Source organism: Vibrio sp. NFR (assembly GCF_027587095.1).
Lineage (GTDB): Bacteria > Pseudomonadota > Gammaproteobacteria > Enterobacterales > Vibrionaceae > Vibrio > Vibrio harveyi.
In genome coordinates this window covers 19,517-42,802 of the sequence record NZ_JAPPTN010000020.1, presented here as the reverse complement: position 1 = coordinate 42,802, position 23,286 = coordinate 19,517, and the positions used below count along the sequence as shown (strand labels likewise).

The window sequence follows — 23,286 nt, the reverse complement described above, 5'->3', positions numbered from 1 at the left end:
AGTTAACTGTGAGTATATCCAGTAAATGAACAAATGAAAACCCAATTGGTTGTTTTTTAATTTATTTGCGCCAGTTTCAGATCCCACCCACAAACCTCAAGTGAACATGCGTTTTAAACGCGCAATAGCCAATTCGTCTAATGAAAGCAACAACCTAGGGGTTCGACTAATTTCCGCTCAATAAAATTAAAAGGTTTGACCAGTTTCTGGTATTCTTGCTGCGCTTAAAATTTATCGCCTAGGCTTATTTCTATAGCCGTATCTATTTCCTTTCCTATAGAAGAAGGGAAAGCGGACGCAGAAATAAGGTTAGGCTTGTTTGAATACCTATTGAGGCTGTGAACTTTATGTCTTCTGGACAATCATTTTCACGTTCATTACTAAAACTACCTTTATCGGTAATGGTAAAGGGCACCACAATCCCATCGAATCCGATTGACGATCTCAACATCGACCTAGCGAAACCGATTGTGTACGCCTTACCGTTCCGTTCGAACGTGGATTTGCTGACACTACAAAAACAAGCTTTGAGCCTTGGTCTCCCAGACCCGCTTAGCCCGCTAGAAATCAATGGCAAAAAACTGACTCGTTACGTGTTTATTGCCTCTCGTCCAACGGTGATGAGCAATGATAACGACGTACCGAGTGAGTCTGTTTCTCTGTTTACTGATTTACTTGAATTGCACAAGCTCGATAGCGAGCTAGACGTACAAATGATTCCAGCGACCGTACTTTGGGGTCGTAAGCCAGGTAAAGAAGAAAACCATAAGCCGTACCTGCAACCAATGAACGGTCCGCAAAAAGCAAAAGCGGTAATGGCAGCAGGTCGTGACTGTTTGGTGCGCTTTAGCCCAGTGGTTTCACTGCGTTACATGGCAGACTCTCACGGTACCGACAGCGCTATTGCACACAAGCTAGCGCGCGTTGCACGTATCCACTTCTCTCGTCAGAAGCTCGCGGCATCGGGTCCAAACCTGCCTCAACGCCAAGTGCTGTTTGCACGCTTAATGAAATCGCCAGCAATCGAAAAAGCGATTGAAGACGAAGCGCAAAGCAAAAACATTTCTATCGAGAAAGCACGCAAAGAAGCCCATGACATCATGGATGAGATTGCAGCGGACTTCTCTTATGGTTTGGTTAAAAACGGCGATCGTATTCTTGGCTGGTTGTGGACGAAGCTGTACCAAGGTCTACACATAAACAACGCTTCGACTGTTCGTCGCCTAGCGCAAGATGGTCATGAGATCGTGTACGTACCATGTCACCGCAGTCACATGGACTACCTACTGCTTTCTTACGTTCTATACCATGAAGGTATGGTGCCACCGCATATTGCTGCGGGTATCAACCTGAATTTCTTCCCTGCGGGTCCAATCTTCCGTCGTGGTGGTGCGTTCTTTATTCGTCGTAGCTTTAAAGGCAACAAGCTGTACTCCACGATTTTCCGTGAGTACCTATCAGAGCTGTTTGCTAAAGGTTACTCGGTTGAGTACTTCAGTGAAGGTGGTCGTTCACGTACTGGTCGTCTACTTCAAGCAAAAACCGGTATGTTGGCAATGACGATTCAAGCCATGCTACGCGGTCTAAACCGTCCAGTAACATTGGTGCCTGTTTACATCGGTTACGAGCACGTAATGGAAGTAGGTACTTACGCCAAAGAGCTTCGAGGTTCACGCAAAGAGAAAGAAAACGCGGGTCTTGTGCTGCGTACTCTGCGTAAGCTGCGCAATTTTGGTCTTGGTTACGTTAACTTCGGTGAGCCAATTCAGCTAAACCAATACCTGAATGAACACGCTCCTGAGTGGACGAAAGACATCGATCGCATGGGCGGCAGCAAGCCACAATGGATGAACCCAGTGGTGAACGGTCTGGCAAACAAGATGATGACGCACATTAACGATGCGGCAGCGACTAACGCGCTAACTCTATGTGCGACCGCGCTATTGGCGTCTCGTCAGCGTGCATTGTCTCGTGACTCTCTGATCAATCAGATTGAATGCTACCTGAAGCTACTTAAGAACAACCCATACTCAAACACTTCAACAGTTCCAACAGAAACGGCTGAAGAGTTGGTAGATCACGCTATCTCACTTGATAAGTTTGTGATTGAAACCGACACCATGGGTGACATCATTTCGCTGGATCGTAGCCAGTCGATTCTGATGACTTACTACCGCAACAACATCATTCACCTGTTCGCCCTACCATCATTGATTGCTCAGATGATTATTCGTCAGCGCAACGTGACCATAGAGAAAATTCAAGAAAACGTCGCTCAAATCTACCCATTCCTGAAAAAAGAGCTGTTCCTAAGCTACAAGGAAGAAGAGTTGAACGAGCTGGTCGTGAAGATCTTGAACGAGTTCATTGAGCAGAAGATGGTTTGCCAAGATGGTGACAAACTGGAAATTAACCAGTCAAACAACCAATCCTTGGTTCTGTTGGGTCGTACTATCACAGAAACACTGCAACGTTACTCTATCGCGATGAACTTACTGGTAGCTGACCAAGAACTGGGTAAATCAGACCTTGAACAGCAGAGCCAAGACATTGCGCAGCGTTTGGGTCGTCTACACGGTATTAACGCGCCAGAGTTTTTCGACAAAGGTGTGTTTGCTGCAATGTTCAATTCGTTGAAAGAGCAACAATACCTAGATAGCGACGGCAACTGCGATCTTGAGAAGACACAGCAATTTGCCAAACTACTCTTTGCTTTGCTCTACCCAGAAGTGAAATTGACCATCGAAGAGAGTATCCACCAGCTGCAAGCATAATTGGCTTAAGCTCGATATTCATCTCGACAAAACATAAAAGGCATCCAATTGGATGCCTTTTTCTATCTGAACGTTTGTACTGAGTTACCAGAAAGCGATAAACAGACCGACCGCAATCACCATTCCCACATAGTTGTTGTTAAGAAAGGCTCTGAAGCACAAGTCGCGCTCTCGGTGGCGAATCAAGTGTTGCTGGTATACAAACAAAGAAGCCGCAACCAAAATCGTCCAATAGTAGCTTTGCCCAAGTTCGTAATGTTGACCAAGCAACACTAACATCGCCAAGGTAATCAACTGCAGAACACCAATCACCAGCTTATCGTGACGCCCGAACAAGATAGCCGTTGATTTGATACCAATCTTTAAATCATCATCGCGGTCGACCATCGCGTATTGAGTATCGTAGGCAATGGTCCACAAAGCGTTAATCACAAACACAAACCACACAATCCAAGGCAATTCGCCTGTTTGTGCTGCCCATGCCATCGGAATCGCCCAACTAAAAGCTAAACCTAAAAACAGCTGAGGCAAATGGGTGTAACGCTTCATAAATGGATAAATGAACGCTAAAAAGATACCAGCAAAGGAGAGCTTGATCGTCAGCGGGTTCATGGTCAGCACCAATAAGAAAGAGCTGATACCTAGAACTAAAAACAGACCAATCGCTTCTTTCGAGGTCACTTTACCTGAGGGTAAAGGGCGCTGCTTGGTACGTTTCACATGACCATCAACTTTACGGTCAGCAAAATCGTTAATCACACAACCGGCGCTTCGCATTAGGAATACACCTAACACAAACACGATGAGTACATTCCAACTTGGCATGCCTTGGGCGGCAATTACAAGTGCCCAAACCGTCGGCCACAATAACAAGAGTGAGCCAATTGGGCGATCCATTCGCATCAGTTGCCAATATGCTTTGGCTTTTTCTGCGGACATTTACACCTTCTCCTTAGCGTAAACTGGTGAATTGGGTAAGAATAGCTCAGCAACCAGCATGGGTTTGTGATTCATCCACAGTCTTGAGCGTCGCGCTAAAAGGCGCCCCTGTGGCAAATTAACCCATCCCATTTGCAGAGCATCGCGTTCAACGTTATCGGCGCTGAACACAGTTAAGCCCAGCGGAATATCTCCTTGCTGGGCTAAGTCATACTGTTGATCGACCAAGGTTGAACGAGGAATGAGCGTGCGTCCAATGACCCAATCTGTATTGTCGCCACATAAAATCACCTCTCTCAGTAGGCAATCTTGCTCAGACAATAGCTGGCTCTCATCCTGTTTTAACGTCTTGGCAGTGACGATCTGATTGTGCAGCAATTCCACTGTTAAGCGTTGGCAGTGCTGACCTAAACGACGTGACAAAGAGCCCTTTTCTTCAAGCCAATGCTTGGCGAATTCGTTAGGGAATTCAAAATCTTCGGGGTTTTGCCACTCTACTTCCAATAAAGAAGTAAGATAGAGTGATGTCGGCTGATTCATACTAGTATTCAATTGGAGGCTTTATGCGTACAATAAAGCAACAACTTACCGTCTTATTGAAACTGTAAGTTCCGTTATTTGTTATAGACGGTCTATTGTATCAAGACTGAAGCGATTCGAATATCGCGATCCAGAGAAAGAAAAGTTAGAAATATGTACAAACGTTATATAGCCCAAATTATTTTCGCGCTAAGTCTGCTTATTTCAGCACCGAGTTGGGCTGAATCTGAAGAGGCAGCACCTAAGTTAGCCTACTTTACGCTCGAACCCGATTTAACTACGAACTTCTATACCAAGGGTAATAAACTGGGTTATGTACAGGTGCGTATCGATATCATGGTGATGAGTCAGCAAGACCTCGCCGTTGTCGAACACCACCAACCATTAATCCGAGATGCGGTGATTGAACTATTGGGTAAACAAACAGAAGATACGATTAAGTCTTTATCTGGTCGTGAGGATCTGCGCAAAACGTTGGTGAAAGAACTCAATGAAACCCTACTGCCAGAGACGGGTAAAACCATCATCGCTGATTTGCTGTTTACCAAATACCTTTACCAATAATATGAACAGTTAAAGCTGACGAGCTGCTCCTATTAAACGAAAGACAGATAAACAAAAGACCACCGATTGGTGGTCTTTTTGTTGGTGTCTGTAAATCATTAACTTAGGAGGTTTGTTGGTATTTCTGTTTACCAGAATCAAACAACGCTATCGCCATACCAGAAAGTAAGCCAACTAAGTGGGCCGTGTTGGCAATCGCCATAAATGGTTGAACATAGCCAAGAACCAACCACACCAGCATAAAGCCAATAATAGGTTTAGGAAGTGTTAAGCCAAGATGTGGACAACGGTAACCAAGGATCCACAAGTAACCAAGTAGCGCATAAACCACACCAGATAAACCGCCGAAGTTTGCTCCTTCAACATAAAACTGACCCGCGCCGGAGAGCGCTGCAGAAATAAGGAAGATTTGCAGTAACTTTCCAGAGCTTAAACGGCGCTCGATATCACCTCCCAATTGCCACCACCACAAGAGGTTGAACACAATATGGGTAACAGAGAAGTGCAATAACGCATGGCTAACCCAGCGCCAGAGCTGCCATTGCTGCCCTTCGAACGCAGGAAAATGCAATAAAGCAAACACACCATCACCAAAGCCGAACATCTGCAAAAAGTAGATAACGGCACAGACAACCATGATCAGCAAGGTCACTGGGCCCGCCTTAGCTTTCACCATACCCATAATGCTCGGGCTGGAATAATGAAATTTGCTCTTACGAGTATCGGCAACGTCCCACGAAGCGGCGCTATATTTCGACGCTGATGGATTGGCTAAGAATTGTTTTAGCTCGGCTTCGACTTCAATTTCATGCTGCGCATCCGTCAGCCAAAGTGCAAACTGTCCTTCACCTTCCGGCATCATCTGAATATCAATCTTGCGTGATGCCATGTAATCAATGAAGGCTTGCGCCATACGTGGATTATTTAACGTTACCAATCTCTTCATTAACTTCTCACTATCGGTAGTTCTGCTCGTTGCCAGGCTTCAAAGCCGCCATCCACACTGTACACCTGTTCGAAGCCTTGGTTAACCAAATATTGTGCCGCACCTTGGCTACTGATGCCGTGGTAACACATCACTAGGATTGGTTGTTCGAATTCCACATCGTCCATGAAAGGAACGATCGAATCATTAGTCAGATGAAAAGCGGATTCTGCATGCGCGACAGCAAAAGATTGAGGGTCACGAATATCTACAAGTTTTGCTTCACCTTGTTCGAGCAATGCCTGAGCGCCTTGAACATCGATATGTTGAAACTGGTCCATTTACTTTCTCTATGTCGTTTTCGTTATTGACGCCATTGTAACCTATCCAAAGCCAAACTTAGACACAGAGATAGTCAGGTCATTGAAAGCTGTACACATTCGCACCGTTTGTGGATAAATCTGTGAATTGCGTTGATAAAGTATATTTGGATCATTTGATCCACAAGATGTAGTAATGATCTTGATCTAACTGTGTGTATATTTACAACTATCCCCAAGTGAAAAACCACGCCTAAGCCTTATTTAGTCCGGCTTTCGAACAGTTGATGAATAATTACTTCACAGAGTTATACACAGGTAGCACAGATAAATTAGATCGCAAACACTATCGATTTTCGATCGAAAACAAAAAAGCCGAGATCACATGATCTCGGCTTTCTATGAAAATCTTACTTTAGATTAGAAGCGAAAGTTAGAACTCACCGACAGCAAGTTTCAGTTTCTTCATCGCGTTCTTTTCTAACTGACGAATACGCTCGGCAGATACACCAAACTCATCCGCTAGATCTTGAAGTGTTGCTTTCTCGTCATCCAACCAACGAGAACGGACAATACGTTGACTACGCTCATCCAAACTCGCAAGAGCGTGGCCTAAACGATTATTAGTATGCGTTTCCCAGTTAGCAGCTTCAATATTATCTGCTACATCAGACGATTTGTCCTCTAGGTACAACATTGGCGCTGTGTACGAGTTTACATTGTCATCGTCATCCATTGGCATATCGAACGTTGAGTCCACTGCCGCTAGACGCGATTCCATTTCACGTACTTCTGAAGGCTCGACACCTAGCTCACGAGCTACGGTTTCAACTTCACCGTTGTTGAACCAACCTAGACGCTTTTTCGACTTACGTAGATTGAAGAACAGCTTACGTTGCGCTTTGGTTGTCGCGATCTTAACAATACGCCAGTTACGCAATACGTATTCATGGATTTCAGCTTTGATCCAGTGAACAGCGAAAGAAACCAAACGTACACCCACTTCAGGGTTAAAACGCTTAACCGCTTTCATAAGACCGATGTTGCCCTCTTGTACTAGATCTGCCATTGGCAAACCGTAGCCTGAGTAGCCACGAGCAACGTGAACAACGAATCGTAGGTGTGACAAGATAAGGCCTTTCGCCGCGTCAATTTCACCCTTGTAGTGTAATCGTTCTGCAAGCTCACGCTCTTCGTCTGCAGTTAGCATTGGGTAGCTGTTTACAGAACGGATATAGCTATCAAGGCTATCTTGCGTGACTAGAGCCATCGGATACGCTTCTTTTGTCATTCAATTCCTCATCAATCTCTGATCTGGAGCATTACATTGCAATTTAGCTTGGCCATCTTGAACTTAAAATGAACAAGTTTCAAGAAGGGCGAGTAATTATCCATAAACAAATTGTCTAAACAAGAGGTAAAAATTAGCTTGTGCTAATAAATTCCAAGTATAAGACCTTTATCACCTAAACTGGTTCAATTTCTTTTAGATGACGCTGCGCGGATACTCGTGCGGCGATACAACCCAGCAAACTACCAGTGATAATTAATAGCAGAGATTCATCCCAACTCAGACCAATCAAACGGAACTGACTGTCGTATAGTGAAGCCAATTGCTCAACGGCATTGTTCATCACCACAGTAATCAATGCGGTGACTAACCAAGCAATGCTCGCCCCCAGCACACCGAACCACATACCCGTGTACAGGTAAGGACGCAGAATGAAACCGTCGGTCGCACCAATCAGCTTCATGGTTTGAATCTCTTCTTTGTTCGCCAGCACATTAAAGCGCAATGTATTGCCGACGATTAAAAATACAGCACCTAACATCAGTATTGTCAGGGTGATGACAATAATACCAGCAAGGGTTTTTATGGCATCAAGACGCGCCAGCCAATCTTCATCGAGCCTAACGTCAGTAACGTCTTGTTGCTCACGGACTTGCTTGGCTATCGACTGAATATCACTCTTTACTTCTGAATCTGGTGTGATCACCAACACGCCTGGTAGTGCGTAACCACTCAACAGACTCAACGCTTGGTCAAAGCCAGCGTATTGGCTTAAATCAGATAGACCTTGTTGCGGCGAAATATATTCCACCTCTTTTACCAAAGACCACGTTTCGATTTGGTCTTTTAACACCATCACACGCGCATCAGGCATGCCTTCTACTAAGTAAGCACTAACTTGCGATGGTGAAGCGACGTCTTGTGCTGCGCTCGCCACGTTTTTACCCAGCAAGTACAAGCAAGCTGGCATCGCTAATGCCACTGAAATAACAGCTAAGGTAAGAATGTTACCTAAAGGACGACGCCATAACGCGCCAAAAGAAGATTTTGCTTGTTTTGCATGGACAGAGAAAAAACCATCGGTATTTGCACGCTTGGCACTGCGACCTTTCCCTTTCTTCTGGGTGCGCTTGTTACCTACCATAGTCTTCTACCTCACTTAGGAAGCCTTGGTTCAATTCAAAATGGCGATATTGTGGGCGAGTGTTTACTAACCCGATATCGTGCGTCGCAAGGAGAATCGTTACGCCAGCACGGTTAAATTCTTCAAACAATCGTAACACACGGTTAGACAGCTCTGGATCAAGGTTACCAGTTGGCTCATCGGCCACCAATAGAGTTGGTCGGTTTACGACAGCGCGTGCAATACCAACACGTTGTTGTTCACCACCCGAAAGTTGACTTGGCAAACAACGGGCTTTATCTAACAAGCCCGTTTTATCCAACGCCGCAGAAACACGGCGTTTGATTTCGTTTTCAGAAATCGATTCGATGCGCATCGGCAGTGCAACGTTGTCGAACACACTGCGATCCATCAATAGACGGTGATCTTGGAAAACAATCCCGATATTGCGACGCAAGAAGGGAATGTCTTTGTTTGGAATACGAGTGATATCGTGACCATTGAAATGGATTTTGCCATCGGTTGGTCGCTCTATCGCACATATCAGTTTCAACAAGGTACTTTTACCTGCTCCGGAATGCCCACCTAAAAACGCCATTTCTCCGCGTCGAAGGTGAAAATCGACTTTCTGTAAGGCTTGTCGACCACCTCGGTAAGCTTTGCTCACTTGCTGAAATTTGATCACCGTTGATTTCCTCTAACTCTTGTTACTCTTCACGACTAAACAGAGCGTCAATGAACTCTTGAGTTTCAAATGGACGCAAGTCTTCGATGCCTTCGCCTACACCAATGTAGCGAATTGGGATTTCGAACTGATCAGCGATAGCGAAGATCACGCCACCTTTCGCTGTACCATCCAGCTTAGTCAATGTAATCCCGGTTAGAGGGGCAACATCACTGAAAAGTTTCGCTTGGCTAATTGCATTTTGACCTGTGCCTGCATCTAGCGTCAGCATGATCTCGTGTGGCGCTGAGTCATCAATCTTCTTCATTACACGTACAATCTTACGCAGCTCTTCCATTAGATTCGCTTTGTTTTGTAGACGACCTGCAGTATCGGCAATCACGACATCGACGCCACGCGCTTTTGCCGCTTCAATCGCATCATAGATAACCGAGGCACTGTCCGCGCCAGTATGCTGAGCAATCACAGGAACGTTGTTACGCTCACCCCATACTTGTAGCTGCTCAACCGCTGCCGCACGGAAGGTATCACCCGCCGCAAGCATGACTTTCTTACCTTGGTTTTGGAATTGCTTCGCCAGCTTACCTATTGTGGTGGTTTTACCGACACCGTTCACGCCAACCATTAAGATAACGTAAGGGGTTTTGCTGCTGTCGATTTCGAGAGGCTGTTCTACTTTCGCAAGGATTTCTGCCATCTCTTCTTTCAGCAGGCCGTAAAGTGCTTCACCATCTTTAAGATCACCGCGAGAGGCTTTTTCAGTCAGATTGTTGATGATTTTTGTGGTGGTTTCCATGCCTACATCAGCAATCAACAGTTGTTCTTCTAGCTCTTCGAAAAGGTCATCATCGATCTTCTTACCGCTGAACAAACCAAAGAAACCCGCACCGATGTTTGCTTTTGTGCGGCTTAGGCTACGCTTCAGGCGAGCAAAGAAGCTCTCGGTTGGTTTTTCTTGTTCTTGAACGCGAGGTGCAACTGGTACTTGTGGCTCTTCTGCTTCTGCTTCTGCTTCTGCTTCTGCTTCTGCTTCTGCTTCTGCTTCTGCTTCTGCTTCTGCTTCTGCTGGGGCAGCCTCGGCTTTCTCCGGCTCCGCTTCAACCGCTGTTTTTTCTTCTGCTTGCTCGGCAACGTCTTCTGTTGGTTGTTGCTCGGCGGCAGGAGCTTCCGCTGCTTCTTCTTTTACTGATTCTTCAGTTGTCGGTTTTTGGCTTTGCTCTTCATCACCAAAACCTAGCCACGAAAGTAATCCGCGCTTCTTTTTTTCCGTCATCTGGGGCTATCCTAGATTGTCTTCTTATCTATTAATGACTCTTTTCTGACAAGAATATTAACTTTACAGAAAAGGCGAATGACAAAGTTGTGAAAACTTTCCAATTAGGTAAATCTAATCTTATTAGTGTTACACTCTGTCATCTTGAATATTCTGGGCTGTATCCAAGCTCAAAGCTTGGGCGATTGGGTATAGTATCACTTTATTAGCGGTCAAAAAATCTATGGTAAGACGTCGCCAGCAAAACTCATCACAAAAAACGCCAACAACGGGCTTTGTACGCATTATTAGTGGGTTATGGAGAGGTAGAAAGCTCCCTGTTCATGATGCAGAGGGCTTACGCCCAACCACGGATCGCGTAAAAGAAACCCTGTTTAACTGGTTAGCTCAAGATGTACCGCAGGCGAAGTGTCTCGACTTGTTTGCGGGCTCAGGCGGTTTAGGCTTTGAATCAGCTTCACGCCAAGCTGACCAAGTAACTATGATTGAGCTAAATCCACAAGCATTTCAGCAACTGCAAAAGAACGTAACTTCCTTGAATGCCAACAACATTCAAGTAGTTAACACTGATGCAATTAGCTTTTTGCAGCAACCAGGGACACCTCACCACGTAGTATTCATCGATCCGCCATTCCGCAAAGGATTATTGGATGAAACCGTGACCTTGCTAGAGCAAAACGGCTGGCTTGCTGAAGATGCGATGATTTATATTGAAACTGAAAAAGAGCTGAACATTGCTGGGCTACCAGAGAGCTGGCACCTACACCGTGAGAAAACCGCAGGTCAAGTGAGCTACCGTTTATACGAACGCTCACCAGCTTAAAGCCTCGATTTAAAAGGATAGTTAAATGAAAGCATTATTGATACTGGCTAAAGCGGCCATCGCCTTTGTCTGGTTCGTGTTGATCCTCAACTTCTTTATGCCATTCCCTGGCAAAGCAGCGATTGCGTTGTACATCATGACCGCATTCTTGTTCATCATGCACGGTTTGCAAATGGCGATCTTCATTGGTGCATTTGGCGACAAGATTAAGATGAGCGCATGGGAAAAGTACTCCATTTTGATTTTTGGTATTTTTGCTCTGCTCGATATTCGTCGTAAGCACATGATGTAATAAGACAGATAAACGAAAGCCGCTCATAAGAGCGGCTTTTTTGTATTTATCATCTCGGTAATGGCTCAGCCCATGTAGCTCTTCACCCCATCAAGGAACATTTGGGTAGATATCATCACTAGCAGTAGTCCCATCAATCGCTCAACGGCTTTTAAGCCACGCTCTCCTAGGATACGGTGGAAGAAGCTGTAGAACATCAAAATAAAGAAAGTCGCGCCCCAAGCAATTAACACGGCGGCAGACAGCTCCATAATCTTATCGGGATGCTGAGAAGAAAGTAAAAGCAGCGCTGCAATCACCGAAGGTCCCGCAATCATCGGGATAGCCATTGGTACAATAAACGGCTCTTCGCCGGCAGCCAATCCAGTAATGCTGCCAGCACTTGGGAAAATCATCTTAATGGCGATGATAAACAGAATGATACCACCAGAAATACTCAAGGTTTCAGGCTGAACATGAAGGAAGCTCATGATGCTCTGCCCTGCAAATAAGAACAGCATCAAAATCATCAAGGCAAACACTAACTCACGGATCAGTACTTTGCGACGACGCTTTGCATCGAGATGTTTGAGAATGGATAGCACAATCGGCAAATTGCCGAGCGGGTCCATAATAAGAAACAGCATGGTCGCTGCAGAAAGAATGTCCATGTTCTGACCTCGACAGGAAAATTGGCGGCCAGTATAACAAAGTGACTACATGAATATATGTTTGAAGGCGAAATGCATTTATCGCCTTCACAGAACAACGCTTAACCGCCGCTTAGTGATTGCAAACGCGCGCCATGTTTACGACAAACTTACCTTCTAGCTCGCGTACTTTTTCTCGCTTTAGCAAAAACTCTAGCAATGCATCTAAGTCTAGATCATTCAGCTTACAGGTATGAAAGCGTGCCTCAGAACCAAAGTGACCCGCAAGCTCATCACGGTTCATTGGGGTTTCACGAAGTAGGTTCAGTAGATTGTGAGCATGAATTTCAGTCATTATTGACTCCGGTCATCAAGTTGAATTCGTCCAGTTTACTGAAAAAAAGACGAGGTACTTTGACCTGAGTTAGTAAATGATAGAGGCAACAATTAACGCATGAGCAAAAAAGTAGCTGCCACTCACCCAGACATAGGCGCGTTTCATCGGCTTACGATAACCATGTATTGCATAAGCTAAGGCGGAATAAATCATCACTAAGGTGCCGCTAAACCCGAGCGCACTAGCAAAGCTCGGCACTTGTAACCACACCTCTCCCGCAGCCCAAGCCAGTTGAACCAGCATAATGCCCATAATCACGACCGGAAAGACCATGGAATCCAATTGTGGCAATAGTAGGAAAAACGCGACGATACTTGCTGCGAGAAGCAGAGCTAACAACCACCAAACGATGTCACCATTGAGCTGAACCCAAAATGATTTGCTATAGCAAATTTGTGCTAGGAGATAACCCGCGAAATAAAGAGGTTTGCGAGATTTAAATGAATGAAGAGTGTCAGCAAACATCGAAACCACTAAACCACCAACGATCCAATATGTGTGTGGTGCTGAAGAACCTTCGGTCAGTGCCAAAATCAGCAGCAATAGCAGAGTAAAGATTTTAAATGTGAGAGACTGCGTTGGATTGGCTTGTTTCGCCCCCAACACGGAATACATCCCCGATAGCCCTATCGCTAACCAACTCCACATGCCGATACACCTTTCACGTAATCTCGCCGCTAGTCTAGGTAGACCAATCTTGATGTAAAGATGCAATCAGTGAAAGTTGGATCTCGATAGCGAATCGCAACATTTTGTAGCCGCAACTTACTCAATTAATGGTTATCGTTTTTCTCGCAATCATTGAGGTGAATGATTTAGTGAAAGCAAGCAACGGCAGCGAAATAAATTCGCTGACTTTCAATAAATTGAAAAACAAACCGCCAATTTGTTCGCCATGCAACCGTTATGGATAAATAACCGACACAAAAACCAAATCCACCACCTCTGACCACTCAGAAAGCTAAAAACACCGTTCCATAACAAGACTCGTAACTACCAGAGTAGTAAAACCTCAGGTTAAAAGTTCAAACAACCACACCTAACCACATGATATAAAAAAGAATAGTCAACAAAAGCGATAAAAACCTAACCTTAGCTATTGTAGATTATAGCTAAAGCCTTTTGATACTGTAGTTTTCTCATTAGATAGGAAAAATAAGACGAAATAGACGTCCATAAGTGTTCACTTCATTAGCACAAAACCTAATTTTCTCAACTTTTGAGAAATTCAGCAAAAATAGCCAACCAACATCACCACCCAGACAAGAAACACTATTTCATCATAAGATTACTCATATTTAACACATTAAAATCATATACTTAAAGACAAAAAGAAGAGAAAAACAACAAGTCGAACACTTAAAGAACAGCACAAAAAACACAGTTTTATTAGTCAATTTAGGGTAAAAACACTTAAGTTAAGTGCGAGTTTTGAAAACTTTTCCGCTTTGAAGTTGATCAAAGCTCAAAAACAGTGCTATATTATTTACATCGAGTTCATCAATGATTTTAGGGGTAGTGTTATGATTTCTTCTTCTCAAAAACAAGGGCTGGTAATGATTGCAGTGGTTGTTGGTTTAATGACACTGCCAATGATGTACTAAGTTACTGTTTAAAATAAAAAAGGGACGCTTTCGCGTCCCTTTTTTATTATTCAAATTTTATCGTCTACAAATGCTTAACCAGAATGTCCCAATGCATGTAGTAGAAACCAAGTGCAGCGAGCGTAATCAAGGCCATTAACAAAATCGCCGCTCGCCAAATAAAGCGTGAACTTCGTGGTGTCAGCTCCTTTTCGCATGCATCGCACGCAGCTAAGAAACCTTTTCGATCGTCCAGCTTGTAATCCTCTTCGTGAACAACCTTGTTTCTTACGGTCGCAATAAACCGCAACTTAGCAACAACGTCATGCGGCAAGCGCTCTTCACAACTAGTGATAAGCTGATGTAACCCTTTCCCTTCCGCGTGGTATTGCGTACGCAGAAGTTTCTCGATCGTTCGGGTACGCATGACTACTTTCTCAATATCTGACATCGTAACCCTCCTTACTTGACCCTTCCTTCGTCAGTCATTTCATTCTTCTATAAATTTAGAACTTTTTCGAGCCAAAAGGTGCAAATTTCCTTTTAAATTGTGCTCTTGAACGCATATAAAATGTGAAGTGCGCCGAATAAAATCTACGACGCTTTTACTAGATCACGAATAATTTATCTCAACTCATAGTTTAATCAGGGAGTTCTGTAAAATAGGTGCCAATGAAACATTGGAGGTTATCATGCCAATCTCACTTATTTTGGCTTTGTTCGCTCTGATTGCGCTCGGCGCATGGGCGTTTTTCCGCTTCTACAGCAAACATTACTTTGGCGAAGATGCACCTGAGCAAAGTGCTCAAGTGACCATCTTAGACAAACAAGCAATAGAAGTACCGGATGCAGAGCCAGGTCAAGACGATCAAGAATATTGGATTTATGTACAACGCGGTTCGATTGGACCAAAACGCGAATTTCAAATCGGTGTGCACTATTACCACGCACTCAATCCGGGTGATAAAGGCACACTGACTTACCGTGGCGATAAGTTCTTACATTTCGCCTTAAAGCGCTAATCTACGGTAGCAACCAGCGAGTCTTGGCGGACTTGGAGAACAAATAGCTCATCGCCAAGGCTCCAGCACCACTCAATACAATCCACACAGGAATCACCCATGCAGGGTGACCTTGATACCAACCGAATGCTTTCATCGGCCATAAGAAGATTGGGTGAAGAAGATAAATACCTAAACTGTGCTGACTTATAAAACTCACCACTTTTTGTGCTTTCGGTGCCAAGCCCTCTCCAAAGTAACGACACAACATAAAAATCATCGATGCTGCGAGAATCACATTCAATGTTTTGTATGAGAACCAGCGCCCTACTGTGTATTTGTCTGCTTCTAAACTGTTGGTCACAACCATAGTAAACGTCACTGCTAATGCCACCAACCCAAACGCAGTAAACGCCGTCACAACGGAACGGTTTAGTGGAATTTTCTTAAACAACACATAGCCTAACGGTAAATACCCCATGTAAAGCCAATATTGATTACTCCATGGTCCATCAATTTTGAATAGGAATAAGGTGCTCGTGAACAACCAAAACGCTAAATAGGTGTAAATAACGTTGTCATCGACATTGCGAACCATCCATTGAAACAACGGAATCACAAAATAGAGTGGAATAAAGTAGTAGAAAAAACCAAGGTGATAATAAGTTGCATGATACGGACTGTTACTCACCACTTCTTTTACCGTGGCAAAATCAAAACCTTGCGCTGTCCAACCCGATAAATACGCGTAAAACATCGACCAAACCAAAAAAGGCACCAGCACTTTGCCTAAACGTCGTTTGACGTAGTATTTGGCATCAAAAGGACGCGTATCGCTGAGCATCAATGCACCAGTTATCAAAATAAACACTGGCACCGCCCAACGCGTCACGCTGTTCACTCCGACTGCCGTCGCCCATTGATCGAATGGAATCACGCCCAATTCATTACGATATGGCGCTAACACGTGAATAGCGATCACTGCCACAGCAGCGACACAACGTAATAAGTCGAAAAACAGAACCCTTTCTCTCATACCCTTTCCTAGTTTGTGTAACTTCACGTCTATAGCATAGGGTAATTTTCGCTCAGTTAAATAGTTAACAATCTGTTTTTGCTTATTTTTAACTCAGCTATGAAGCTCTAATAACATTGATTTGCACAATAGTTAGCGACAAATCCTATTGTACAAATAGGATCACCAGCCCTAAGCTTTCTTGGATATGAAACAGATTTAGCCGTTTCTTTCCATTAGGATGCTGGACAGATTATTAAGAGAGGTCTTTATGAAGAAAACATTATTAGCATCACTGGTTTGTGTAGTGGCTTTAGCTGGATGTAATCAAAAGGAAGAGACCGTGGCACCAACACAATCGCAATCGGAAGCGAACCCTATCTGCAGCACGGAAAATCTTGCTGGCGGCTGGTCACAAGGTGAAGTAACACCTGAGGCTCAGCAAGCGCTCGACTTTGTTCTTGGGCAGATGAATACCGCTGCTAAACTAAAAGAAATCTTGAGCGTACGAACTCAAGTCGTGAATGGCATTAACTACGCGATTGAATTCGAAATGGACAATGGTGAAGTCTGGAACACCATCGTTTACCGTTCGTTAAAAGGTGATATGGAAATGAAGCAACCGGCACAGCAAGGTCGCCTTTGCCCATAACCAAGATTTACTGATTTGCGATACTGAATCGTAAATACAAAAATGGCTCCCAATATGGAGCCATTTTTATTTCTAACTCGTAAATCGATTTAAGCCGTAACTACTTTGGTTTTTGGTAGCTTGATAGAAATGGCCGTTGTCAGCGCTAAGAAGGCAAAGGACACCCACAAACATGCAGCAAGCCCTGCTTCTTGGTAAATCCAACCAGAAAGAACCGTACCGATCAAACGTCCCATCGCATTCGCCATGTAGTAGAAACCGACATCCAATGAAACACCGTCGCCTTTTGCGTAGCTGACGATTAGATAAGAGTGCAAAGATGAGTTCACCGCAAATACGGCACCAAAAATCATCAAGCCCACCACAATAACAAGCTCTGGTTGCCAGCCAATCTGCACGCCGTAAGCAATTGCACCAGTGATAACAGCAAGGATACCAGCCCAAATTAATGCCGCGCTGCCATCTGGCACTCGACCTTGCGCTTTACCGGTAATACGAGGTGCAAAGCCTTGAACGAATCCGTAAGCAATCACCCAAGCTGCCAGGAAGCCGCCTACCATCAGGTGATCCCAACCAAATACGCTGCCAAGGTAAATCGGCAGTGCAACAACAAACCACACATCACGAGCACCAAATAGGAACATACGCGCTGCAGAAAGGATGTTCACCGATTCTGACTTAGAGAAAATCTGACGAAATTTAGGTTTGCTCTTCGCCTTACCCATATCCGCTTCTAACCAAACTAAACTGCACACGAAGACAATCGCCAACACACTTGCCATGATGATCATCGAAGTTTGGAAACCAAACGCTGATAGCAATAAACCACCAACAAAGAAACCCGCACCTTTCAGTGCATTCTTCGAGCCCGTTAAGATCGCAACCCACTTATAAAGTGCACCTTGTTGCTCGTCTGGCACTAAAGTTTTGATCGCGCTCTTGGCACTCATCTTATTTAAGTCTTTGGCAATACCCGAAATTGCCTGCGCAGCCATTACCCAAGGAATGGTCAACCAAGCATTGGGCACTGCCAGCATCAGCAAGGCGAAAATCTGCATCCCTAAGCCGACGTTCATGGTTTTGTTCAAACCAAGTCGAGCACCTAGCCAGCCGCCAACCAAGTTGGTCACTACGCCAAAAAATTCATAGAAAAGGAACAGCGAAGCAATGGCTAAGCTTGAGTAACCTAAGTCATGGAAGTAAAGCACCACCAGCATACGTAGTGCACCATCCGTCACGGTAAAGTTCCAATAGTTGAACGTCACAAGCATATACTGACGGATACTTTTGCTTAGTTTTGAAATCATAACGACCTCAGATGTACAGCATTTAGAGTATTTAGATCATGATGTTCCAAATGCTCTATGACCTGAACACCAGCATTGAGTCATCTCAATACTGGCGCTAAATAGTGAAACAAGAACTGATGAGATATCTAAATATTATTCATTAACAAACAATAAGTTAAATATAAAACCAATAAACAAGAATCACATAAATTGGTAAGCCATTACGGCATAAAGAGGGCTTTTGGATCATGATGTACCAAAAGCCCTATAAGCTGATCAAGCGTTTTGAGCTACACGCTCGATGTACTCAACTTGTACAGGCTTTGTGAAAGCACCAGGACGTAGCGCTTGCACTTCACGCACGATGTCTTCTAGCGCCCAATCTTTCTCTAGCAATAGGTGTGCAGCGAACAAACCTGTGCGACCAGAGCCACCCATGCAGTGCATTGCAACCTTACCACCTTGAGCTAGAATCGCGTGCAGTTCAGGACTCGCTTGTGACCATTTTACAGCGAACTCTTCGTCCGGAGCACAGTCATCTTCAATCTCAATTTGGAACCATTTCATGCCCAATTGTTGGGTTAATTCGCCCAACGCAGACACGTCTTTTGCTGCTAATTCAGCATTATCAAGAGCAGTAACAATTGCTTCTACGCCTTGCGCTTTTAGCTGCTCTAGCGAAGCTTGCAGTTCAACACCTTTGGTGCCTGGACATGGAGTCAGTACCAACGCGCCCGCTTCTAAATCTAATTGCCAAGTAGGATGAGACATCTTAAAGCTCCTTATGCCATACCAACGTTACGAACCAATTCTGCAGTACGCGTCGCGTAACCCATTTCGTTATCGTACCAAGCGTAAATCTTCACCATACGAGAACCTACTACCATGGTTGATTGCGCATCAACGATCGTTGAACGTTGGTCGCCTTTGTAATCAATAGAAACCAATGGGCGCTCTTCAAAGCCAAGGATGCCTTTTAGCTCGCCTTCAGAAGCTTCTTTCAGTAATGCGTTAACCTCTTCTGCTGTGGTATCACGTTTCACATCAAAAATAATGTCAGTGAGTGAGGCGTTTGCCAGAGGAACACGAACCGCGTGACCGTTAATCTTGTCTTTCAACTCAGGGAAGATTTCAACAATCGCTTTTGCACTGCCCGTTGTGGTTGGGATTAGGCTCATGCCACACGCACGTGCACGACGTAGGTCTTTGTGCGGCGCATCCAGAATCGTTTGTGTGTTAGTTAAATCGTGAATCGTTGTGAATGACGATTGTTCAATGCCCAGTTTTTCGTGAATCACTTTCACAACAGGTGCAATACAGTTCGTTGTACAAGACGCTGCGGTTACGATGCGGTGCTGCGCAGGGTCGAAGATGTGGTCGTTCACACCCACTACGATGTTAGCTACGCCGTCTTCTTTTACTGGTGCGCTAACAACAACACGTTTTACGCCTTGCTCTAGGTATTTGTTTAGGAATGAGGTTTTGCGATGAACGCCCGTTGCTTCAATCACAACATCACATTGACCCCAGTTCACAGCATCGATATCACGCTCTTGTGAAGTCGTGATGCGCTTACCGTTGATCACCATGTCTGTGCCTTCAACTTGCACTGCATGGTTCCAACGACCTTGAACTGAATCGAACTCAAGTAAGTGACCCAGAGTCGCCGCATCACCCGCTACATCGTTGATGTGTACGAACTCTAGTTCTGGCCAATCAAACGCTGCGCGTAATGCCAAACGACCAATTCGACCGAAACCGTTAATACCTACTTTAATCGTCATAATCTTCTACCTTTAAGCTTTCGCTGGTTAACAGCACGCTGCGCGAGCTTTGTCGTGCAAACGTGAAATATCTTCTTGGTACTCTTGCTTCAAGCAGTTCGAGGCTACCAAGTCATCAATCAATTTTTGCATCCATCCCGGTAATTGATCTGACAGCTCGTAGTACACCCATTGCCCCTGACGTTTATCAACCAAAATACCATTTGATCTTAGCTGAGCCAGATGGCGAGAAATCTTTGGTTGGCTTTGTTGTAGCGCATGGGCTAAATCACCAACACAAGTTTCCCCTTCACGAACCACCAGCATTAAGCAACGCACACGAGTCTCGTCGGAAAGAAGTTTGAAAAACTGATGTGGAAGCATATTTACATACCTATATATGGATATGCGTATATAGTTATTTAAAAATAGAATAACGTCAAGCGATCGTGCTCGACTGTAATAAAAGTTTAATATTTGATCAGATTAGGCGCCAGAAAAGGTCTGGCTCCAGCGAACGGCTTCGCCAAGTTCAGACTTAACATCATCCACAGAAAGTCCGAGTTGCTGGGAGAATTGCTCAACGCCTGCCCAATCGGCACGTTCGTAGCACTCCTCAATTGCCAACAACGCGCCGTATTCACCTTGGCGATGCAACAAGGCTTGCTGCACGGAAGGACTTAAAGGCAGCTGTCCCACTAAAGATTCCACAGACAAATCAAGCATGGCGTCGAGAATCGATAACAAGCCAACCATAAAACCCTGCTCGTTGAGATGTGCAAAAGGTTGATAGCGCGACATAGCTTCGCAGAATTGAGCGCGTTGCAAAGATAAGTTGTACAACTCGCGCGGCTTCTGCCCGGAGATATATGACGCAACCACCAGTGAGACAAACATTTTGAGCTTTTCTTGTCCAAGATAAATCAAAGCTTGGCGGAATGAAGTGATGGTCACTTCTAACGTGGTCGATTGTGTATTCACAAAACGCAGTAACTTGTACGACAGCGTGACATCTTGAGTAATGATGTTTTCAATCCGGTCAAAATCTGGATCGGGGACACACACTTCTCGAAATAGCTTGAGCGCCAACACTTGCTCGGGACTCACGTATTTAGTCTGCATCACTTCAGGCTTGCTGAAGAAGTAGCCTTGGAAGAATTTAAAGCCTGCCTCTTTGGTCGCTTCAAACTCAGCTTCGGTTTCTACTCGCTCAGCTAAGAAATGGTATTTGGTGCGCTTTTTAGTGTGCTTCTTAACTAAGTCGCATGCCTTTTTTAGCCCCATCGCCATGATATCGAGTTTCACGATATGGACATACGGTAAGAAACGACGCCATTCGTCAGTCAACGTGAAGTCATCAAGCGCGATCAAATAGCCTTCACGGTACAGTTCGCGAATGGCTTCAAGCAGCTCATCGGTTGGTTGGCAGGTTTCGAGTACCTCAACCACGATTTTGTTTTTCGGCAAGCTTCTTGGCAGCCGACGCAGCAAACTTTGGTGAGGGAAATTGATGAAGCATCGTGAAGATGCAATCAGAGGATTGGTTCCGACAGAGAGAAAGTTCTCTACTATCAATCGGTATGTCGCCCTGTTTGAATCGATGTGCGCAGGATAGGCATTACTTTCACCATCGCGGAACAACAACTCATATCCCAGCGTCTGTCTTTTACGGTTAAAGATTGGCTGGCGGGCGACATATGCGTTTTTCATTCGAAATTATTGTGCTTTTTATAACTTGTTACTTAGCTGCCGCTAATAATGCACCACATCCCATGAACATTGAACCGAATACTTTATTAATTTTGCCCATGATCTTATCTGAGCGAATAAAGCGTCCCATTTGTGCGGCCAAACTGGTGTAGCCCAGCATCACAAACGCGTCAATGGTCACCGTCGTCACGCCCAATACCAACAGCTGAGTTAGTTGGTCTTTCGCTGGATCGATAAATTGTGGAAACAGTGCCACCAAGAATACGATCGATTTCGGGTTAGTCAGGTTGATAAGAATGGCTTTGTACAACAGAGAAGTACCTGACATGGTTTGGTGACTTTCGGTCGCAACCAAGCCGGATGTATCACGCCACTTTTGAATGCCGAGCCACACAAGGTAAGCTGCACCAACCCATTTGATCACAGTAAATGCCGTTGCCGATTGCGCGACTAAAGCACCAATGCCAGCGCCAACCAAAGCAATATGAATTGCCAAACCAATCTGTAAACCAACGATAGCACCCAATGATTTGCGCGTGCCGTAACTCAAACCATTACTGATTGAGTTGACGGTGCCAGATCCCGGAGCCAGACTAAAAACGATTGCAGTTACCACATAGGCTAACCAAACATGGGTATCCATTGCATTTCCTCAATAATTCTTCGATGATACATCGCGTAAACAACGTATCTTCAGGTAATCGACTAATGGCTATTAACCATTCACCTTTGACTTATACTCAAGAGACCTTATTTGAGCAAGCAATAGGTGGTCCGATCGCAGCACTTTGGCAAGAACGCCAAGAAGGCTTTGTAAAAGGGACAGAGAAAAAGAAAATCTACTGGTGCAAACTCACCAATCCCGAACACACCAAAGCCGTACTGATCGTCAACGGTCGCATTGAAGCCTCCTGGAAATACCAAGAACTGTTCTACGACCTATATCGACAAGGTTATGACGTGTATTCGTTTGACCACCGAGGACAAGGTTTATCAGATCGTCTGCTACCAGACTCAGACATGGGTCACGTCTATGACTTTAATGATTATATTGACGATATGGAATTGGTACTGCAGCAACTCAATTTGAGTGGATACCAGCAGCGCTTTGTCATTTCCCACTCGATGGGCGGTGCAATTGCAACACGTTACCTGCAAACTCACCCAGACCACAACTTTGACGGTTTGATTCTGAGTGCTCCGATGTTTGGTATCAACCTTCCTTGGTATCTCAGCCCTATCGCGATTCCAGTCACGCAAATCCTTGCAGCGGTTTCCCCGCAACCAAGCTATGCGCCAGGTCATAAGGAATACTACCCAAAGCCGTTTGAAGATAACCCACTTAGCCAAAGCTACGATCGTTATCACTGGTTCCGTGGTTTATACCGCGATAAACCAGAGCTACAAGTGGGCGGTCCAAGCACACGCTGGGTATGGCAAGGCTTGATGGCAGCCAAGCAATGTATTTTGCTGACACGCCAAATTAAAGTTCCGGTTTTATTGGTTCAATCAGGTAACGATCGCATCGTGAGTAACGCCGCGCAGCAACGCTTTATCGATAAGCTAAGTAAGACTAACCCCAATGCCAGCCTAGTTTCTATTGCTGGCGCAGAGCACGAAATCTTGTTTGAAAAAGACCAGTATCGCAACCAAGCACTTGATGCGGTTTTTGCCTTCATGCGTGAGCACAGCCAATAA

The 23,286-nt window shown here is 44.8% G+C and carries 26 protein-coding genes; 7 read left to right on the top strand and 19 right to left on the bottom strand.

Features of this window, described 5'->3' with window-relative positions:
• The first annotated feature begins 347 nt into the window (after positions 1-347).
• Entirely contained in the window at positions 348-2,774 is a 2,427-nt protein-coding gene (plsB, locus tag OH463_RS24790) for a glycerol-3-phosphate 1-O-acyltransferase PlsB (protein ID WP_269992986.1), read from the top strand.
• Positions 2,775-2,858: 84 nt separating this feature from the next.
• On the opposite strand, the gene ubiA is transcribed toward plsB, so the two are convergent.
• Both ubiA and OH463_RS24780 read right to left on the bottom strand, forming a co-directional pair.
• Positions 2,859-3,713 (bottom strand): 4-hydroxybenzoate octaprenyltransferase, encoded by an 855-nt coding sequence (gene ubiA / locus OH463_RS24785; RefSeq protein WP_005451994.1) that lies wholly within the window; start codon positions 3,711-3,713, stop codon positions 2,859-2,861.
• The gene (locus tag OH463_RS24780) at positions 3,714-4,253 is read right to left on the bottom strand and encodes a chorismate lyase (RefSeq protein WP_009695930.1); all 540 of its coding nucleotides are present in this window, start codon (positions 4,251-4,253) and stop codon (positions 3,714-3,716) included. It abuts the gene before it with no gap.
• Positions 4,254-4,406: 153 nt separating this feature from the next.
• Here OH463_RS24780 and OH463_RS24775 point away from each other — a divergent pair, with 153 nt between their 5' ends.
• The gene (locus OH463_RS24775; protein ID WP_005451996.1) at positions 4,407-4,817 is read left to right on the top strand and encodes a flagellar basal body-associated protein FliL; all 411 of its coding nucleotides are present in this window, start codon (positions 4,407-4,409) and stop codon (positions 4,815-4,817) included.
• Between the two features lie 103 nt (positions 4,818-4,920).
• Here OH463_RS24775 and glpG read toward each other — a convergent pair whose 3' ends face one another.
• The 6 genes from glpG to ftsY all read right to left on the bottom strand — a co-directional run bounded on the left by glpG (position 4,921) and on the right by ftsY (position 10,434).
• A complete protein-coding gene (glpG, locus tag OH463_RS24770) occupies positions 4,921-5,763 on the bottom strand; it encodes a rhomboid family intramembrane serine protease GlpG (protein WP_005451997.1) in 843 nt (280 codons plus the stop codon).
• Entirely contained in the window at positions 5,763-6,083 is a 321-nt protein-coding gene (glpE, locus tag OH463_RS24765; protein WP_005452002.1) for a thiosulfate sulfurtransferase GlpE, read from the bottom strand. The genes glpG and glpE overlap by 1 nt, the downstream gene beginning before the upstream one ends.
• 412 nt (positions 6,084-6,495) lie before the next feature.
• Positions 6,496-7,353: an RNA polymerase sigma factor RpoH gene (gene rpoH, locus OH463_RS24760; protein WP_005452003.1), complete on the bottom strand. Its 858-nt coding sequence runs from the start codon at positions 7,351-7,353 to the stop codon at positions 6,496-6,498.
• A 175-nt stretch (positions 7,354-7,528) separates the two neighbouring features.
• Entirely contained in the window at positions 7,529-8,497 is a 969-nt protein-coding gene (gene ftsX, locus OH463_RS24755) for a permease-like cell division protein FtsX (protein WP_053049954.1), read from the bottom strand.
• Positions 8,487-9,161: a cell division ATP-binding protein FtsE gene (gene ftsE / locus OH463_RS24750; protein ID WP_005452005.1), complete on the bottom strand. Its 675-nt coding sequence runs from the start codon at positions 9,159-9,161 to the stop codon at positions 8,487-8,489. The genes ftsX and ftsE overlap by 11 nt, the downstream gene beginning before the upstream one ends.
• Positions 9,162-9,183: 22 nt before the next feature.
• Positions 9,184-10,434 carry a signal recognition particle-docking protein FtsY gene (gene ftsY, locus OH463_RS24745; protein WP_069218949.1) on the bottom strand — a complete coding sequence of 417 codons (1,251 nt, stop codon included), beginning with the start codon at positions 10,432-10,434 and terminating at the stop codon, positions 9,184-9,186.
• 223 nt (positions 10,435-10,657) lie between these two features.
• Here ftsY and rsmD point away from each other — a divergent pair, with 223 nt between their 5' ends.
• Together rsmD and OH463_RS24735 are read left to right on the top strand one after the other, a co-directional pair.
• The gene (gene rsmD, locus OH463_RS24740) at positions 10,658-11,257 is read left to right on the top strand and encodes a 16S rRNA (guanine(966)-N(2))-methyltransferase RsmD (RefSeq protein ID WP_005452007.1); all 600 of its coding nucleotides are present in this window, start codon (positions 10,658-10,660) and stop codon (positions 11,255-11,257) included.
• A 25-nt stretch (positions 11,258-11,282) separates the two neighbouring features.
• Positions 11,283-11,549 (top strand): DUF1145 domain-containing protein, encoded by a 267-nt coding sequence (locus OH463_RS24735; RefSeq protein WP_005438504.1) that lies wholly within the window; start codon positions 11,283-11,285, stop codon positions 11,547-11,549.
• 65 nt (positions 11,550-11,614) lie between these two features.
• On the opposite strand, the gene OH463_RS24730 is transcribed toward OH463_RS24735, so the two are convergent.
• The 4 genes from OH463_RS24730 to OH463_RS24715 all read right to left on the bottom strand — a co-directional run bounded on the left by OH463_RS24730 (position 11,615) and on the right by OH463_RS24715 (position 14,609).
• Positions 11,615-12,199, bottom strand: a complete 585-nt coding sequence (locus OH463_RS24730) for a YhgN family NAAT transporter (protein ID WP_005452008.1) — start codon at positions 12,197-12,199, stop codon at positions 11,615-11,617.
• Between the two features lie 112 nt (positions 12,200-12,311).
• Positions 12,312-12,533: a YecH family metal-binding protein gene (locus tag OH463_RS24725; RefSeq protein ID WP_005452009.1), complete on the bottom strand. Its 222-nt coding sequence runs from the start codon at positions 12,531-12,533 to the stop codon at positions 12,312-12,314.
• 69 nt (positions 12,534-12,602) lie between these two features.
• Positions 12,603-13,223 carry a lysoplasmalogenase gene (locus tag OH463_RS24720; protein WP_009695934.1) on the bottom strand — a complete coding sequence of 207 codons (621 nt, stop codon included), beginning with the start codon at positions 13,221-13,223 and terminating at the stop codon, positions 12,603-12,605.
• A 1,020-nt stretch (positions 13,224-14,243) separates the two neighbouring features.
• Complete coding sequence (locus OH463_RS24715; protein WP_005430355.1) at positions 14,244-14,609, bottom strand: hypothetical protein; 366 nt, start codon at positions 14,607-14,609, stop codon at positions 14,244-14,246.
• 241 nt (positions 14,610-14,850) lie between these two features.
• Between OH463_RS24715 and OH463_RS24710 the strand changes: the two genes are divergently transcribed.
• Positions 14,851-15,180 carry a DUF2500 domain-containing protein gene (locus OH463_RS24710; protein ID WP_009695938.1) on the top strand — a complete coding sequence of 110 codons (330 nt, stop codon included), beginning with the start codon at positions 14,851-14,853 and terminating at the stop codon, positions 15,178-15,180.
• A 1-nt stretch (position 15,181) separates the two neighbouring features.
• Here the strand turns inward: OH463_RS24710 and OH463_RS24705 are convergent, their stop codons facing one another.
• Positions 15,182-16,195 (bottom strand): acyltransferase, encoded by a 1,014-nt coding sequence (locus OH463_RS24705; RefSeq protein ID WP_009695939.1) that lies wholly within the window; start codon positions 16,193-16,195, stop codon positions 15,182-15,184.
• Positions 16,196-16,445: 250 nt separating this feature from the next.
• Between OH463_RS24705 and OH463_RS24700 the strand changes: the two genes are divergently transcribed.
• On the top strand, positions 16,446-16,826 hold the full coding sequence (locus OH463_RS24700) for a cystatin domain-containing protein (protein WP_009695940.1): 381 nt from the start codon (positions 16,446-16,448) through the stop codon (positions 16,824-16,826).
• 89 nt (positions 16,827-16,915) lie between these two features.
• Here the strand turns inward: OH463_RS24700 and arsJ are convergent, their stop codons facing one another.
• The 6 genes from arsJ to rhtB all read right to left on the bottom strand — a co-directional run bounded on the left by arsJ (position 16,916) and on the right by rhtB (position 22,231).
• Positions 16,916-18,133 carry an organoarsenical effux MFS transporter ArsJ gene (gene arsJ / locus OH463_RS24695; RefSeq protein ID WP_033007896.1) on the bottom strand — a complete coding sequence of 406 codons (1,218 nt, stop codon included), beginning with the start codon at positions 18,131-18,133 and terminating at the stop codon, positions 16,916-16,918.
• Between the two features lie 258 nt (positions 18,134-18,391).
• Positions 18,392-18,886: a cyclin-dependent kinase inhibitor 3 family protein gene (locus OH463_RS24690; RefSeq protein ID WP_199479281.1), complete on the bottom strand. Its 495-nt coding sequence runs from the start codon at positions 18,884-18,886 to the stop codon at positions 18,392-18,394.
• Positions 18,887-18,897: 11 nt separating this feature from the next.
• The gene (locus OH463_RS24685; protein WP_005430364.1) at positions 18,898-19,899 is read right to left on the bottom strand and encodes an ArsJ-associated glyceraldehyde-3-phosphate dehydrogenase; all 1,002 of its coding nucleotides are present in this window, start codon (positions 19,897-19,899) and stop codon (positions 18,898-18,900) included.
• A gap of 27 nt (positions 19,900-19,926) precedes the next feature.
• The gene (locus tag OH463_RS24680) at positions 19,927-20,262 is read right to left on the bottom strand and encodes a metalloregulator ArsR/SmtB family transcription factor (protein ID WP_005452016.1); all 336 of its coding nucleotides are present in this window, start codon (positions 20,260-20,262) and stop codon (positions 19,927-19,929) included.
• Between the two features lie 102 nt (positions 20,263-20,364).
• Positions 20,365-21,588, bottom strand: a complete 1,224-nt coding sequence (locus tag OH463_RS24675) for an EAL and HDOD domain-containing protein (RefSeq protein ID WP_005452018.1) — start codon at positions 21,586-21,588, stop codon at positions 20,365-20,367.
• A gap of 28 nt (positions 21,589-21,616) precedes the next feature.
• The gene (gene rhtB / locus OH463_RS24670) at positions 21,617-22,231 is read right to left on the bottom strand and encodes a homoserine/homoserine lactone efflux protein (RefSeq protein WP_005452019.1); all 615 of its coding nucleotides are present in this window, start codon (positions 22,229-22,231) and stop codon (positions 21,617-21,619) included.
• A gap of 65 nt (positions 22,232-22,296) precedes the next feature.
• Here rhtB and OH463_RS24665 point away from each other — a divergent pair, with 65 nt between their 5' ends.
• On the top strand, positions 22,297-23,286 hold the full coding sequence (locus OH463_RS24665; protein ID WP_005452020.1) for an alpha/beta fold hydrolase: 990 nt from the start codon (positions 22,297-22,299) through the stop codon (positions 23,284-23,286).